The 13,630-nt window shown below is 33.8% G+C and carries 16 protein-coding genes and 2 pseudogenes; 3 read left to right on the forward strand and 15 right to left on the reverse strand.

Annotated features, from left to right (window positions below):
* Positions 1-163: 163 nt before the first annotated feature.
* The 4 genes from BAU28_RS15725 to BAU28_RS15740 form a co-directional block, all read right to left on the reverse strand.
* Entirely contained in the window at positions 164-1,237 is a 1,074-nt protein-coding gene (locus tag BAU28_RS15725; RefSeq protein WP_071719074.1) for a WD40/YVTN/BNR-like repeat-containing protein, read from the reverse strand.
* Between the two features lie 143 nt (positions 1,238-1,380).
* Positions 1,381-1,800, reverse strand: coding sequence for a MarR family winged helix-turn-helix transcriptional regulator (locus BAU28_RS15730; RefSeq protein ID WP_025149249.1), 420 nt, complete (start codon positions 1,798-1,800; stop codon positions 1,381-1,383).
* Between the two features lie 237 nt (positions 1,801-2,037).
* Complete coding sequence (locus tag BAU28_RS15735; protein ID WP_025149248.1) at positions 2,038-2,877, reverse strand: aldo/keto reductase; 840 nt, start codon at positions 2,875-2,877, stop codon at positions 2,038-2,040.
* A gap of 16 nt (positions 2,878-2,893) precedes the next feature.
* Positions 2,894-4,057, reverse strand: coding sequence for an MFS transporter (locus BAU28_RS15740; RefSeq protein ID WP_208610970.1), 1,164 nt, complete (start codon positions 4,055-4,057; stop codon positions 2,894-2,896).
* Positions 4,058-4,543: 486 nt separating this feature from the next.
* Between BAU28_RS15740 and BAU28_RS15745 the strand changes: the two are divergent.
* A pseudogene (locus BAU28_RS15745) lies at positions 4,544-4,779 on the forward strand (hypothetical protein).
* Between the two features lie 56 nt (positions 4,780-4,835).
* On the opposite strand, the gene BAU28_RS15750 reads toward BAU28_RS15745, so the two are convergent.
* Together BAU28_RS15750 and BAU28_RS15755 are read right to left on the reverse strand one after the other, a co-directional pair.
* The gene (locus BAU28_RS15750) at positions 4,836-5,309 is read right to left on the reverse strand and encodes a tautomerase family protein (RefSeq protein WP_071719076.1); all 474 of its coding nucleotides are present in this window, start codon (positions 5,307-5,309) and stop codon (positions 4,836-4,838) included.
* 43 nt (positions 5,310-5,352) lie between these two features.
* The gene (locus BAU28_RS15755; protein ID WP_115610320.1) at positions 5,353-5,868 is read right to left on the reverse strand and encodes a heme-degrading domain-containing protein; all 516 of its coding nucleotides are present in this window, start codon (positions 5,866-5,868) and stop codon (positions 5,353-5,355) included.
* A gap of 629 nt (positions 5,869-6,497) precedes the next feature.
* On the opposite strand from BAU28_RS15755, the gene BAU28_RS15760 reads away from it, so the two are divergent.
* Positions 6,498-6,980 (forward strand): VOC family protein, encoded by a 483-nt coding sequence (locus tag BAU28_RS15760; RefSeq protein ID WP_071719077.1) that lies wholly within the window; start codon positions 6,498-6,500, stop codon positions 6,978-6,980.
* A 211-nt stretch (positions 6,981-7,191) separates the two neighbouring features.
* Here BAU28_RS15760 and BAU28_RS15770 read toward each other — a convergent pair whose 3' ends face one another.
* The 4 genes from BAU28_RS15770 to spxA all read right to left on the reverse strand — a co-directional run bounded on the left by BAU28_RS15770 (position 7,192) and on the right by spxA (position 8,906).
* Entirely contained in the window at positions 7,192-7,524 is a 333-nt protein-coding gene (locus BAU28_RS15770; RefSeq protein ID WP_071719113.1) for an IDEAL domain-containing protein, read from the reverse strand.
* Positions 7,525-7,687: 163 nt separating this feature from the next.
* Entirely contained in the window at positions 7,688-8,101 is a 414-nt protein-coding gene (saiR, locus tag BAU28_RS15775; protein WP_025149241.1) for an Rrf2-family transcriptional regulator SaiR, read from the reverse strand.
* Between the two features lie 225 nt (positions 8,102-8,326).
* Positions 8,327-8,461, reverse strand: coding sequence for a BA3454 family stress response protein (locus BAU28_RS15780; RefSeq protein ID WP_025149240.1), 135 nt, complete (start codon positions 8,459-8,461; stop codon positions 8,327-8,329).
* A 49-nt stretch (positions 8,462-8,510) separates the two neighbouring features.
* The gene (gene spxA / locus BAU28_RS15785; RefSeq protein WP_071719078.1) at positions 8,511-8,906 is read right to left on the reverse strand and encodes a transcriptional regulator SpxA; all 396 of its coding nucleotides are present in this window, start codon (positions 8,904-8,906) and stop codon (positions 8,511-8,513) included.
* A 677-nt stretch (positions 8,907-9,583) separates the two neighbouring features.
* On the opposite strand from spxA, the gene BAU28_RS15790 reads away from it, so the two are divergent.
* Entirely contained in the window at positions 9,584-9,928 is a 345-nt protein-coding gene (locus tag BAU28_RS15790; protein ID WP_025149238.1) for a winged helix-turn-helix transcriptional regulator, read from the forward strand.
* 78 nt (positions 9,929-10,006) lie between these two features.
* Here BAU28_RS15790 and BAU28_RS15795 read toward each other — a convergent pair whose 3' ends face one another.
* From BAU28_RS15795 to BAU28_RS15815, 5 genes and pseudogenes are all read right to left on the reverse strand, one after another.
* Entirely contained in the window at positions 10,007-10,744 is a 738-nt protein-coding gene (locus BAU28_RS15795) for a GntR family transcriptional regulator (RefSeq protein ID WP_071719079.1), read from the reverse strand.
* A gap of 31 nt (positions 10,745-10,775) precedes the next feature.
* Positions 10,776-11,837, reverse strand: a complete 1,062-nt coding sequence (locus BAU28_RS15800) for an oxidoreductase (RefSeq protein WP_071719080.1) — start codon at positions 11,835-11,837, stop codon at positions 10,776-10,778.
* 362 nt (positions 11,838-12,199) lie between these two features.
* Positions 12,200-12,631 (reverse strand): class I SAM-dependent methyltransferase, encoded by a 432-nt coding sequence (locus BAU28_RS15805; RefSeq protein WP_420271285.1) that lies wholly within the window; start codon positions 12,629-12,631, stop codon positions 12,200-12,202.
* 33 nt (positions 12,632-12,664) lie between these two features.
* Positions 12,665-12,991, reverse strand: a complete 327-nt coding sequence (locus BAU28_RS15810; protein ID WP_025149234.1) for a winged helix-turn-helix transcriptional regulator — start codon at positions 12,989-12,991, stop codon at positions 12,665-12,667.
* 219 nt (positions 12,992-13,210) lie between these two features.
* Positions 13,211-13,562 (reverse strand): annotated as a pseudogene (locus BAU28_RS15815) (winged helix-turn-helix transcriptional regulator).
* Positions 13,563-13,630: the final 68 nt, after the last annotated feature.

The raw sequence follows: 13,630 nt of genomic DNA on the forward strand, positions 1-13,630 counted from the left end.
TCTATTAATGTATCCTGCTTGTTTCATATTTACACAAATATGAACTGTAGCTACTTTGATCATCAAATTTTATCTTGATTCGGAATACCTTCAATAAAAGATATTAACATTTAAATTTAACTAAACATTTCTAATGAATAATAGTAAAAACTATTCCCGCCGATTATTTAATAATTAACATCTCATAAGGATGTTGTTCCATAAATCTTTTCTCCCAAGGAATCTCTAATGATGTCCAATTTGAACCGCCATCTAATGACTGATAAACCCCTTTATTGCTAAACAGATAGAACGTTCCGTCGTTTGTTGCCTTTAAAACTGGTATGATTGTGCCTTTAGGAGCTGGTAAACCTGAACTCATTTCTGTCCAAGACTGGTTTTTTTCTTTTCTATAAATAAATGATTCACAATTTCCATTATTGTAATCATGCGCTACGTGTGGATTTGAAGATGTCGCAATAATAATATTTTCTGGATCAGTTGAGTTAACCGCCATTTGATATGCGTAATGATGCTTTAACCCACTACAAATATAGCTCCAAGTCTTACCTCCATCACAACTCTCCGCATACTCTTGACCTGGTTCCTTCAAGAATGAATCCCCTAAAACCCCGTATAAACGATTTGGCGCATTGTGATGCGATTTAAGAACGTGGATATCTTGAGGATAGTTCCCCTCTTTTTCCTCAGTCCATGTAATACCGCCATCTACACTTTTGATTAATCCCCCTACCTCAATAGTCGTATAAATGGTTTGTGGATTAGTAGCATCAATTTCAATATGTTTTACATGGTGTGTATATGTTCTTTGAGGAAAGAACCACGATGAATACGATGGCATTTGTCGATAATCGGTTAGTAACTCAAAACTGTCTCCTCCATTCTTGGATACAAACATTGCACTTGGTTCAGTTCCTACATATACTATCCCGTTACCGTCATCACCCTTCGATGGAGATACAGAAACTGCTGTAATAGATCTCATATTAATAGTATTAGCTGGAAACACTTCACCAAAAGAAGGTAACGTACCAATTGCTTCCCATGAACTTCCTCCATCTATACTTCTCCATAATCCTCTATCAAAAGTACCACAATACATTCTTTCTGGATCGCTTGGATCAGAAGCTAACGCAACTGGATTAGCACCTACAAACTGCGAGTGAACGCTCCATGTTGAGTCTTTTTTTTCTGCAATTACAAGTTCTCTATCAAACGCTAATATGAATTTTTCCATAACTAAAATCCCCTCGTTTCATAATATATCTACTGTATTATTTAGATTTTGGACGTTACAAGTTAAGAGATGACATTTATGTGCTATAGCACATAAATGGTAGATTTTATTCCTTATAAAATTATTTTATAAGGAATATCTGACTAATAACTTACATTATATAATTTATTTAACAATACCTTTAACTGTTGAACCTCTTCGTTAGTTAAACTACTTGTTACAAAATCGTTAGCATTTTTAACTACAGGTAAAATATCTTTTTTTATCTCTTCACCCTTTTCAGTCAAAAAAATGTAATGTGAACGTTTATCTTGTTCATTAAAATTCTTCACGACAAACCCTTTTCTTTCCATGGAATGTATCATCCTTACAATCGTACTATGATCTTTATCAATTGTTTGGGCTAGATCCTTTTGGGTCATACCTCTTTGACTATCAAGAATACTAATAAGACTCCATTGTTCCGGAGTAACACCATAAGGCTTTAATTGTTTCATGAAATAATTTGTTAACTTCACATCAGTGCGATGAACAAGATATCCTGTTAAATCATATAGGTCCATATGCCACCTCCAAATAACTCGAAATATACGTGCTATAGCACATATATTATAGAATGCATTATTATATGTCAAACTTTATACTGTCCCCATTCATTCTGTTTTAGAATCAATTCTCTAGATAGCGTAACGCAATTTAAAAGTTATGATATAAACGATATTCAAATAAATAGAAACACTTTCTTGAATAGAAAATATAAAAAAAGAGTGCAACTTTTGCACTCTTTTTTCTCATTTTTATTAGAAATCGAAGTTATCAGGATCTGGACCAACGCGGTGGTTTTCGTTTAACGCATCGATTTTTTCCATATCTTCTTTTGTTAATTCAAAATTAAATACATCAGCATTTGCAATAATGCGGTGTTCTTTCGTTGATTTTGGAATTGTGATCACTCCATTTTGCAGATCCCATCGCAAAATAACTTGAGCTGTTGTCTTACCATATTTATTAGCAATTTCTTGTAATGTTTCGTTATTTAATAATTGACCTTGCATAAGCGGTGACCATGCTTCCAGTTGAATACCTTGCTCTTTACAGAAAGCTTGTAGTTCTTTTTGCGTTAAACGCGGATGATATTCGACTTGATTAATCATCGGTTTAATTTCTGCACCTTCCATTACATCCTTCAGGTGATGGATTTGGAAGTTACTTACACCAATTGCACGTACACGCTCTTCTTTATAAAGTGTCTCTAATGCTCTCCACGTATCTTTATATTTCCCTTCAACAGGCCAGTGAACAAGATATAGATCTAAATAATCTAGCTCTAATTTTTTTAAGCTCTCTTCATATGCAGCAAGTGTTGCTTCATATCCTTGATCTGCGTTCCATACTTTTGAAGTGATAAATAATTCTTCTCTTGAAATCCCAGCTGCTTCGATTCCTGCACGGATCCCTTCACCTACTGCTTTTTCATTTCCATAAATCGCAGCTGTATCGATGCTGCGGTATCCTGCTTTAATCGCTGCTTTTACAGCTTCTACAAGTTCTGGTCCCTCTTCTACTTTAAATACACCTAAACCGAACCAAGGCATTTCTACACCGTTATGCAATGTTGTTTTACTTTGTAAATTTTTCATTTTATTTTCTCTCCTTTTATTTTACTTGATCTCGTTTTTCTAATGCCATACTCCACGCTGTTAAAATAACAGCTCCTACTACCATAATGCCACCTACCCAAGCTGTATGAATTAACCCTAACGAGTTCGTTACAAGACCACCTAAATAAGCACCAAGAGCAATCCCAGCATTAAACGCCGCAATATTAATTGCCGATGCAACATCGACAGCACTCGGTACAAATCGTTCAGCTAACATTACGACATATACTTGTAGCCCCGGAACATTCATAAATGCGAATAGTCCCATAAAAATAATTGTGATTAACCCAGCAACTTTAAATGGCGCTGTAAATGTTAAAACAAATAATATAATCGCTTGAATAAAGAACATGTAAAATAGCGCTCGAATTGGATTATGGTTCGATAATTTCCCGCCAATTACATTCCCTATCGCGATTGCGATTCCATACACTAACAAAATGATAGTAACCGTATTTGCTTTAAACCCTGTTACCTCTTGTAATAACGGAGATAAATACGTAAATGTTACGAATGTTCCCCCATATCCTAATGCGGTAATAATGAATACAAGTAATAGTCTTCCGTTCGTAATCAGTTTAAATTGATCACGAAATGATACAGACGTACCTTTTTTCATATTAGAAGGAATTAGAATACTATTTGCGATTAAGGCAATGATTCCAATTACCACAATTGCCAAAAATGATGTTCTCCAGCCAAATTGTTGACCAATAAACGTTCCAATTGGTGCACCTGTAATAGTTGCTACTGTTACTCCAGTAAACATAATGGCAATTGCGCTAGCACGTTTATCCTCTGGTACAAGTGCCGCAGCAATCGTTGAGCCAATTGACATAAACACACCATGCGAAAGCGCAGACACAATTCTCGCAATAAGTAATACAGTGAAGCTTGTTGCTACCGCTGCGATTCCATTACCAATAATGAAAATAATCATAATCCACATTAATAACGTTTTTCGCGACATATTAGCTGTTAACGACGTTAATACTGGAGCACCAAACGCTACTCCTAACGCATATAAAGAAACAGTTAAACCAGCTGTTGTAACCGAGACATTTAAATCTTCTGAAATGGATGGTAATAAACCGACACTTACAAATTCAGTTGTCCCAATCCCGAATGCACTAATTGCTAGCGCTAATAACGCAAGCATACTTCTTCTATTTGTTTGAGTTGCTGAAGAAGATACTGTATATGAATTCAATTGAGTTTCCCCTATCCCCTATAATTCCTATCATAATAGTGCGATAAAAACGCCTTTTTATCTTCTAAAAAATATATTTAATCTCTACAAACACTATTATGAATGGTTTCATTCTTTTTTTAAAGAACGCACTTCGAAGTACTATAGGTACTTTTTAGTACCGTACTTTTCGCTTTTCTCTTACATGTACTATTATGAAATATATTTAATATAATGAATAGTACAAACTTTAAAGTATTATAGATACTAAAAAATAACATAGTTAACTAGTATCGTAAGGCTTGTTTCGTTCTTACATGTGCTATTATGAATGATATTCAACATAATAAAAAGTACGTACTTTAAAGTACTATAGGTACTAAAAAGTAACATTTGCACAGTCTAGCTTATTTTGTTCAAAAACTGAAATCTGCATTCACCAAAGGAAGGTTTCATATGTGGAAATACAATCTTCCTATAGAGGCAACGTTAGATAGTATCTCTTGAAAATGTAAGTTTGTTCTCCTTTGTTACTTAACAAAAGGAAAACAAACGAACAAGCGAAAATAGAATATTCTTTAACTGATTACAATTGATCTTTAGAGCCCATATTAGATTCTCATTGTACTTTTGGAGAATGTCATCTCGAACAGGCTGGAAATACATCCATGCTCATTACCGCAGACCAATAATAAAAAAGGCAAAAACGAACAGGAATATGTTCATTTTTTCCTTTTTTATTTAACGATTAAAATGTACGACTTTTGGAAAGGAAATCTTTATCGGCCCCCGTTACACCACTTTGTCCCCAGTTTCCTGGAATCATTTCGCGAATAAGAATAAGGACTTTATCCAAAGGTGCATGAGTATATTTAGATGTTAGTTGTGTAAGCTCTTTTACCCACTTATCCTTTGTATCTTGATCAAATGTATTCCATATATCAATCTTGATAATACCCATTCCATCAACGGTACTATCCAGTGTATAGTAAGACTCTTTTGTCTCCCAATTGGACACTCTACTTTTCTCAGCAAAGGTAGCATCACTTGCTACAGCCCCAGCTTTTCCCCAATTTTCTTTCTCAAGTTCCGTTATCAACACTTGAATTTTGTCAGGGACAATCTTTAATAATTTTGTTGTAAGTTCAGTTACTGCATAAATGAATTCCTGTTTTTCTTCTGTTGACATGGTCGGCCAAGTATTTAGCTCGATTAATGGCATAGTATTGCCCCCCTAAAATTGATTATCTACTCACTAACTACAACTACTGGTTTAAATGGTTTTTAACTGCTCTTATAACCAATTCATGATCTTCTTCTGGTGGTAATCCTGAGACTGTAACCATTCCGATAACCCCCACGTTTTTTATTTGGATAGGAAAGCATCCCCCAAACGCAGCGTATTCTGAAGCATCTAAAAGATATTTTTCATTATATGGAATTCCAGTTATTTCACTTTGTATCTGCATATAATACGAGCTATGATTATGCAGGGAAACGACCCGTTTTTTACGCTCAATCCATTTCGTATTTTCCTCAGTTGTCCCTGTCATCTTGAAATGAAATAATTGCACACCATTTTTGGTTATATCAACAGCAATCAATTTCCCCTCTTGCTTTGCTGTTTCAACGATAAATAAACCTAGTTGCAAAGCATCTTCATTTGTAAAAGAAGAAAATTGAAGTGTTTCCTCCTCTATTAAAATTTGTTTACTTATTTCACTCAACTTTGAAGTGCTCATATCTTCAACCTCCATAATCGTTTTATGCCATATTAGCATTTTGGGGAATTATCGCGTTCTAAAGTATTAACTTTCAATTATTCTGAATCTAAATAAACTGCTGTAACATCGAGTAACTAATACCGTAAAGCTTACTTTCTACTTACAGGTGCTATTATGAATGATATTCAATGTTATAAAAAGTACGCACTTTAAAGTGCTATAGGTACTTTAAAGTACTTTTCTACTTATCCTCCTCTTACAGAGACTATTATGAAATATATTTAACATATTAAAAATGTATGTACTAAAGAATAATATTTTCAATAATTAACTCTTTTGCTCAATGGTTGTAATCCAATTTCATCAAAGTTTTTTATCAAGTGAAACAAAAAGAACCTAGTAGGTATTAGATTCTTTTCTGGCCGAAAAACAACTTTTATATTTTCCTTTTCTTTATTCATAATAAAAACATTCATTCACGATACATTTACATAAATGCACAAACTCTTTCCTGTCTTGTTACAAAAGACTTAGAATAGAACTACTATTAAAGGCTCATTTTAATTACAGTAAAACGTTGATGAAAAGAATACATTTTTAAAGGAAAATCGTTTGTCATATTATCATTGGAAATCTATTTTTATAACTTTTACAATTATGCTATCAAAAAATAGGAGGCAACAAAGATGAGTGAAAAAACAGCAGGCTTCTCACAAGTAAATCACGTCGGAATTACCGTAAGTAATTTAGAAAAATCTATCGTTTTTTATGAAGCGTTAACAGGTAAAAAAGTATCGAACATCGATGAAATCGGCGGAAAAAGAATGGCGCAAACCCAAGGACTTGAAGATACTCGTATTAAGTATGCAAACCTTCACTTAGACAATTTGAATATCGACATTCTAGAATATGTTGTCCCTAAATCAGATAAAGCATCTTACTCAAATGATCAAATTAGTGCGATGCATCTTTGTTTTGAAGTAGAAGATATTGATGCCGCTGTGGAACGTCTAAAAGCAATTGGGGTACAACCAGATGGTGAGCCGATTGTCTTCCAGGAAGAAGATGGCTTGAAATCTGGATTTGGTACAGGCGTTGCCTACTTCCGTGATCCAGATGGTACTAATTTAGAGCTTATCACTCCAAAAGGTCCATTTAGACGTGACTAATTAATATAAATCAAGGTGTTTGCATTTTTTGCAGTATTACAATGGCCTTGCGAAAAGATACTATATTTTACTCATATGAATACCGAAAAAGCCACCTTATGTGAAAGGTGGCTTTTTGTCGCTAATCGCGAAAAAATGGAACTTTTTAAAACCAAAGAATTGATTTTATCACAACTAAAGATTCCGAAAGAAATTATATTTATAATAATTTTTAAACTCCTCCATTAACTAGCTCGTTTATCGAGTTTAATTTTGAAGAAAGTCCGATAAACCATTCTTCATCTCCTGTTAATAATGCTAGATCTATAAGAAATAGGATTTGCTCCTTGTTTATTGCCTTTGATTCAGGAAGTTTTTTTACATGTTTACTTAAAAAGGACATTGTTTTACTTATTGTGTCTTTGTTGTCACATTTAACAACATTAACCTTAGCTACTTCCCCTACGTTATCAAATGATTCAATGTAACCAAGTATTAGTTCACCCTCTACTGATATTCCTCGAACCCAATCTCCTACTTTTAAAACAGGATTATTATTTGACATCATACTTTTTCACCTTCTTACAAATGATTTTAGTATTAAAACAATAAGAATAGTTCTCCATTTTTAAATAACAGTAAACAAGATATATAAAATAAATCAAACTGTAATGTTTTTCATTACATTTAGACATTAGAACTCCACGGCTATATAACAATTAAGCCGTTTATCGTTCTTGATTGATAAGATCAACTACTTCTTTCATTGTATAGTTCTTTAAATATTCACCTAGATGTTCTTCAGCGCCTAAGAAAATAGTAAAAAGGACTTTTCGCATATTCGAACCTACAATACACTGATCGTTCGATTCTGGACATTTAGGTTGCAAAGCACCTTCTGAGGTTATTTGATAAATATGCCAAAGGTTAACTTCACTTAAATCTTGAGCGAAAATAAATCCTCCACCAATCCCCTCTTTTGATTGTATAAACTTATGTTTTTTTAACAAACTTAGCACTTTGCGAATGCGTACTGGGTGAACACCTGCACTTTCTGAAATAGCATTACTTGTTGACATCCGATCTGGCTGTAGAGCTAGATAAGTTAAACTGTGAATGGCCAAGGTAAAGTCACTGTTCATGGTCTTCCTCCTACGATATAAATTGCTAATCACTTTTCAACATACTGTAACTATAAATATTACAGATAGGTTTGTCAAACGTTAAGATATATATATAATTCTTACCCTGAAGAAATAAATTCCATTATATTCTATACGAGCTCACCAATGTCTATTAGTTTCATTTAGCTTTTTGAACTATCTTTTATCTTTTATCATTTATGCTTTTTAAGTCTGAAAATAAATTTAAAGATTCCATTGTTTCTTGACTTGTTCTTCTGCCAACTGTTTAATTTTTGTCCATATCGTATCTTTACTCACAATAACATTTGTTTGGTAATTTCTATTTTTATAATTAACTGTAACAAATACTTCAATCATCTCCTGTTTCCTCCTCTCAAAAAAACTTTTCCTTACAAAATATTACTTATTAATTAGCCAATTTTTGCAATTCAATGTTCAAAAATGTCCGAACGCTACGTGGTAAAAATTTGCGAATTTCTTCCTCGTTAAAACCAATCTGTAATCTTTTTTCGTCAAGCATAATTGGCCGACGTAACATTTGAGGGTACTCAATTATTAATTTATAAAATTCATTAAGCGAAAGTGCCTCGATATTTATATTTAATTCCTGAAAAGTTTTAGATCTAGTTGAAATAATTTCAGTAGCACCATCTTCAGTTAAACGAAGAATCGATTTAAGTTCATCGACTGTCATAGAATTTGATACGATGTTTTTTTCAATATAATCAATTTGATGTTCCTCGAGCCATGCTTTTGCTTTTCGGCATGAACCACAGCTTGCTGTCGTATATAGAATTACCATATTTTAAACACTCCTTTAATGTTTTGTATCAAATACACAATTATTTCAAGTATGGGTTATTGAAATGTATTAAAAAAAATTACAGTTTAGAATCAAATTCACGTAATATTATTTATTCGGCAATATTTAATTTATCTTAACTATCCATTTCTTTTTAAAATGATACTTTAATAAAATTACTGTAACTACATTTTACAGACGGTGGCAATATGCCTATACCTCACACAATTCACTTCCAAAAACCATACTGTAAATTTAAACTTTACAGTTCTATTAATCAACTGTTAAATGTTGGATTTATTCTATCGACATAACAAATAGTTTTCTTTTGTGTGACTTTCCTCATAAAGTTGATGCAAACTAATTCAATTGGACCCATTCCAAATGTACTTTAAAGTACATTTTATTCATTTCTTGCTTACATGTGCTATTATGGAATATATTTAGCATAATAAAAAGTACGCACTTTAAAGTATTATAGGTACTAAAAAGTAACATATGAACTTTCTAGTACAGTTCTGCTCACTTCCCTCTTATATGAGTTATTATGAACTATATTTAGCACAATAAATAGTACGCACTTTAAAGTGTTATAGGCACTAAAAAGGAATATTTTTAGTACCAAAACGTATTTAGCCCCAAAACTGGAATCTAAATTCATCAAAGGAGGGTTTTTTATGAAGACATACAATATTCCTGTAGAGGCGACTTTAGAAGTTATTGGTGGAAAGTGGAAAGTTGTTATTCTTTGTCATTTAAAGAAAGGAACAAAAAGAACGAGTGAATTAAAACGTTTAATGCCTGGTATTACACAAAAAATGCTAACACAGCAATTACGTGAACTAGAAGAAGACGATGTAATCCAAAGAAAAGTATATAACCAAGTACCACCGAAAGTAGAGTATTCTTTAACTGATTATGGTTGGTCTTTAGGAGCAATACTAGATTCCCTCTGCACTTGGGGAGAAGTTCATCTTGAAAAAAACGGGAACACGTCCATGCTTATTACAGCCGATGAATAATAACTGTTCCTACTATATGTGTAAATTCTATGAAGACATAAAAAAAACGGTTGAGACAATACTTGCCTCAACCGTTTTTTATGACTCTTTATAACTTTTTGCCGTAATCACTGTTTCAAATTCAAAGGTTTCTGGCAGATGATCGGCGTAAGAATATTCGAATGTTCGTCCATCCGTCAAGTAGGCCACTTGTTCGACTCGCATTAGGAAATCCTGATTTGTTAAGTTCATAAACTGTTTTTCCCTATCATCTGGTCGAATTCCTTTGACCCTAACAACGGATGTCCCCACTTCAAGACCAAGTTTATTTTGAACGTGCGAGTATATCGACTCCTCTAAAACCGAAGCTTCAACACCTGGGATGACCGAAATAGGCATCCATGTATGCTCCATAATCGTCGGAATACTATGGATGATGCGGAGGCGGATGATTTTATAGACGAAATCACCGACTGAAACCCCTAATTTTTCAGCAATTATTTCATCGGCACCGACAATCGTAAACTCGATGAGTTTACTTTCTACCTCACTGCCGTAAACAGCTTTTGTACCTGTTAAGGTTTGAATCATTCGTGCCTTTTCCTGCTGACGCCAGTCTTGAACCACCGTTCCACTTCCGCGCCGGCGGATGATGTAGCCGTCTCTAACTAACAGATCCAGCGCTTTTTTTATAGTAAGGGCTGAAACGCCAAATGCTTCAGCAAGGACGGGGCTACTCGGAATTTTTCCGTTGATTTTATATTCACCGTCTAAAATTTGCTGTTTAATTTTTTGATAAATGCCGAGGTATTTTACTTGAGTTGATCCACTTGCCACTTCCCTACCTCCTTTTATACTTAACTACCTTCTATTCGTTCCAATTTAAAGCTTCAAGTTTGTAAACTGAAGGTGATGGTACAGCAAATCCGTTTTCCAAGATTTCAATATTAGTTATCGCTTCTTCGTCTTTCACAAGTTTTGTTGCACCATTTACGATTGTTTCGTACGCTGCATCATAGAAACGACCGTAATCACCAAGCGGCGTTTTAATTTGTTTTTCAATCCAGTCACCGTTTGCGTTACGATATTTAGCAACTCCATAGTACATCGGTGAATCTTCACCAAATCCTGCACTCTCAGGCATAATACCCGCCTTCAGATCATTTTCCTGCTGATCTTCACCGTATTTAATAAATGATCCATTTGTTCCATGAACGATAAAGCGTGGATAATCTTTCGCTACAACATGATTGGTTTTCAATTTAATTTTCAGTTGATTTCCGTAATGTAGACCAACATCGAAATAGTTATCAACCGCACCTTCCACTTCATTATTACGAATATCGTATGTCACCGTATCCGGACGGCCGAATAGTGAAATCATGCGGTCCATCGTATGAATACCTAAACTGTAAAATGAACCTTCTTCTTTTGGACCTTCGTGAGTGATTGAACCAGGACGGAAATAATCAATATGTGATTCAACCTCAACAATATCACCGAGGAATCCTTGTTCAACAACTTGCTTCATAGCTAAGAAATCACCATCAAAACGGCGGTTTTGGTAAGGCATAACTACCACACCTTTTTCTCGGCCTAAAGCTAATAATTCTTTAGCATGTTCAACTGTATCGCAAAATGGTTTTTCAACGATAACTGATTTCTCAGCAAGTATAACTTTTTTCGCCAATTCGTAGTGCGTATGCGCTGGCGTGCAGATCGTCACCACTTGAATTTCTTTGTCATTCAACAATTCGTCCAAATCAGTAGTGAAGTAAACACCTTTTTCCTCATATGGAGCCGCTAATTCTTCATTAATTTGGCGTGCAAAAATCATTTTTACTTTTATATTTTTACGTGTTTTTACATAAGGTAGGTGATAACGGTTCGCTGATTTTCCAAATCCAATAAAGCCCATTGTTAATGTCATGTTCTTCAACTTCCTTGCTCATAAATTTTCGTCCCTATATTTATTATATATTTTTACAATCAAAAGTATATAGTTTTGTTTTTAAAGTTATATATTAAATGAACCTTTTGACATGCTCATTTCATTACATACTTTTTCAGTTTTATTCTCCATAGCTCTTATAGTTATAGAAATCCCATTCCACGAGAAATCGCAAAAGCAATTTATATTTTCAACATGCTGAAAAGCATCTAAAATATTAAATAAAAAAGTCGAGATAGAAATCATTTTCTGATTTCTATCTCGACTTTAAGTTATGGACTTATGTCCTACCATCATTTTATTTAAACTTGATGAGTAAAGAGCTATTAGATTACATGCTCTTATTCATACATATAAGAACGTGTCATAGGAATTGTATCATTAATGCCTTTTGTAAATACAAATTGATGTAAATCAATATTACCTGTAAAGAATGAAGCTGCACATGCATTTAAATATAAGCGCCACATACGAATGAATCGTTCATCTTTCGTTTTGTGAACTTCCTCCAGTACGTTTTCAAAATTTCGAGCCCAATGCTGTAATGTTTTACCGTAATGTCTACGTAAGCTTTCAACATCAACAATGAAAAATTGTTCGTTTGTCATGTTCGTGATTAATTCGTTAACAGCAGGAACATATCCACCAGGGAATATATATTTTTCAATCCAACCATTAGTAGCCCCACCATTAGTTGGCGAAGTAATACAATGAAGAAGAGAAATCCCACCGTCGTTTAGTAGTTTATTAACTGAAAAACACCACCTCGTCATTAGGTGGTGTTTTCAGTATTACATATAGAGATTTCACTTAACTTTATTGTTTTTTCTATCTATGCATCGTTCTCCCCATGCGGTTAATAAATTTAATACATTTTGTAAAGACCACCCATAATCAGTTAGGGAATATTCTACTCGAGGGGGAATTTGTTTGTAAATTTTACGTGTAATCACACCGTCTTCTTCCAGCTCACGTAGTTGCTGCGTCAACATTCTAACAGAAATTTCAGGAATCAGCCGTTGTAACTCGCTCGTTCGCTTCGTTCCTTTAGTTAAGTGACATAAAATGACGACCTTCCACTTCCCACCGATTATTTCTAAAGTTGCTTCTATAGGTATATTATATTGTTTCACGCAATCTCCTCTCCTTTTTTATAAATTCCTTATCTATTGTTGCGTAAAACTAAATAATTTTCTATACGGTACATTTTAGTTCCTACAGTACAAAAAAGTACCTATATTACCGAAAAGTAATTATGCCACTTAAAAACGCATTTATAAAATCTCCTTCTATAGACATTGCAAAACAAAAAGAAAAAACGAACATATTTCTGTTCGTTTTTTCCTTTTTTATTATTCGGCTGCTGTAATAAGCATGGACGTGTTCCCATTCTTCTCGAGATGGTATTCTCCCCAATTACAAAGGGAATCGAGTATAGAATCTAAAGAACGACCGTAATCAGTTAAAGAATATTCTACTTTTGGTGGTACTTGGTTATACACTTCTCTATGGATTACACCATCTTCTTCTAGTTCACGTAATTGTTGTGTTAACATCTTTTGTGTAATACCAGACATTAATTGTTTTAATTCACACGTTCTCTTTTTGCCTTTCTTTAAATGACACAGTATAACTACTTTCTACTTTCCACTTTCCACCGATAACCTCTAAAGTTGCCTCCACAGGAATATTGTATGTTTTCATATAAAATCTCCTTTAATAATTTCATAAAACAATTCAGCCAAAAGTTTAAATATTACTTTTAAGTATCT

The organism is Bacillus paramycoides, assembly GCF_001884235.1.
In the GTDB taxonomy this organism is placed as follows: domain Bacteria; phylum Bacillota; class Bacilli; order Bacillales; family Bacillaceae_G; genus Bacillus_A; species Bacillus_A paramycoides.

What these genes read in the sequence shown, in the direction of transcription:
- BAU28_RS15725 (WP_071719074.1), bottom strand. Translation starts at nt 1,237, where the DNA reads ATGGAAAAATTCATATTAGCGTTTGATAGAGAACTTGTAATTGCAGAA.
- BAU28_RS15730 (WP_025149249.1), bottom strand. Translation starts at nt 1,800, where the DNA reads ATGGACCTATATGATTTAACAGGATATCTTGTTCATCGCACTGATGTG.
- BAU28_RS15735 (WP_025149248.1), bottom strand. Translation starts at nt 2,877, where the DNA reads ATGAAAAATTTACAAAGTAAAACAACATTGCATAACGGTGTAGAAATG.
- BAU28_RS15740 (WP_208610970.1), bottom strand. Translation starts at nt 4,057, where the DNA reads ATGCTTGCGTTATTAGCGCTAGCAATTAGTGCATTCGGGATTGGGACA.
- BAU28_RS15750 (WP_071719076.1), bottom strand. Translation starts at nt 5,309, where the DNA reads ATGCCATTAATCGAGCTAAATACTTGGCCGACCATGTCAACAGAAGAA.
- BAU28_RS15755 (WP_115610320.1), bottom strand. Translation starts at nt 5,868, where the DNA reads ATGCTAATATGGCATAAAACGATTATGGAGGTTGAAGATATGAGCACT.
- BAU28_RS15760 (WP_071719077.1), top strand. Translation starts at nt 6,498, where the DNA reads ATGAGTGAAAAAACAGCAGGCTTCTCACAAGTAAATCACGTCGGAATT.
- BAU28_RS15770 (WP_071719113.1), bottom strand. Translation starts at nt 7,524, where the DNA reads ATGTCAAATAATAATCCTGTTTTAAAAGTAGGAGATTGGGTTCGAGGA.
- saiR (WP_025149241.1), bottom strand. Translation starts at nt 8,101, where the DNA reads ATGAACAGTGACTTTACCTTGGCCATTCACAGTTTAACTTATCTAGCT.
- BAU28_RS15780 (WP_025149240.1), bottom strand. Translation starts at nt 8,461, where the DNA reads ATGATTGAAGTATTTGTTACAGTTAATTATAAAAATAGAAATTACCAA.
- spxA (WP_071719078.1), bottom strand. Translation starts at nt 8,906, where the DNA reads ATGGTAATTCTATATACGACAGCAAGCTGTGGTTCATGCCGAAAAGCA.
- BAU28_RS15790 (WP_025149238.1), top strand. Translation starts at nt 9,584, where the DNA reads ATGAAGACATACAATATTCCTGTAGAGGCGACTTTAGAAGTTATTGGT.
- BAU28_RS15800 (WP_071719080.1), bottom strand. Translation starts at nt 11,837, where the DNA reads ATGACATTAACAATGGGCTTTATTGGATTTGGAAAATCAGCGAACCGT.
- BAU28_RS15805 (WP_420271285.1), bottom strand. Translation starts at nt 12,631, where the DNA reads ATGACGAGGTGGTGTTTTTCAGTTAATAAACTACTAAACGACGGTGGG.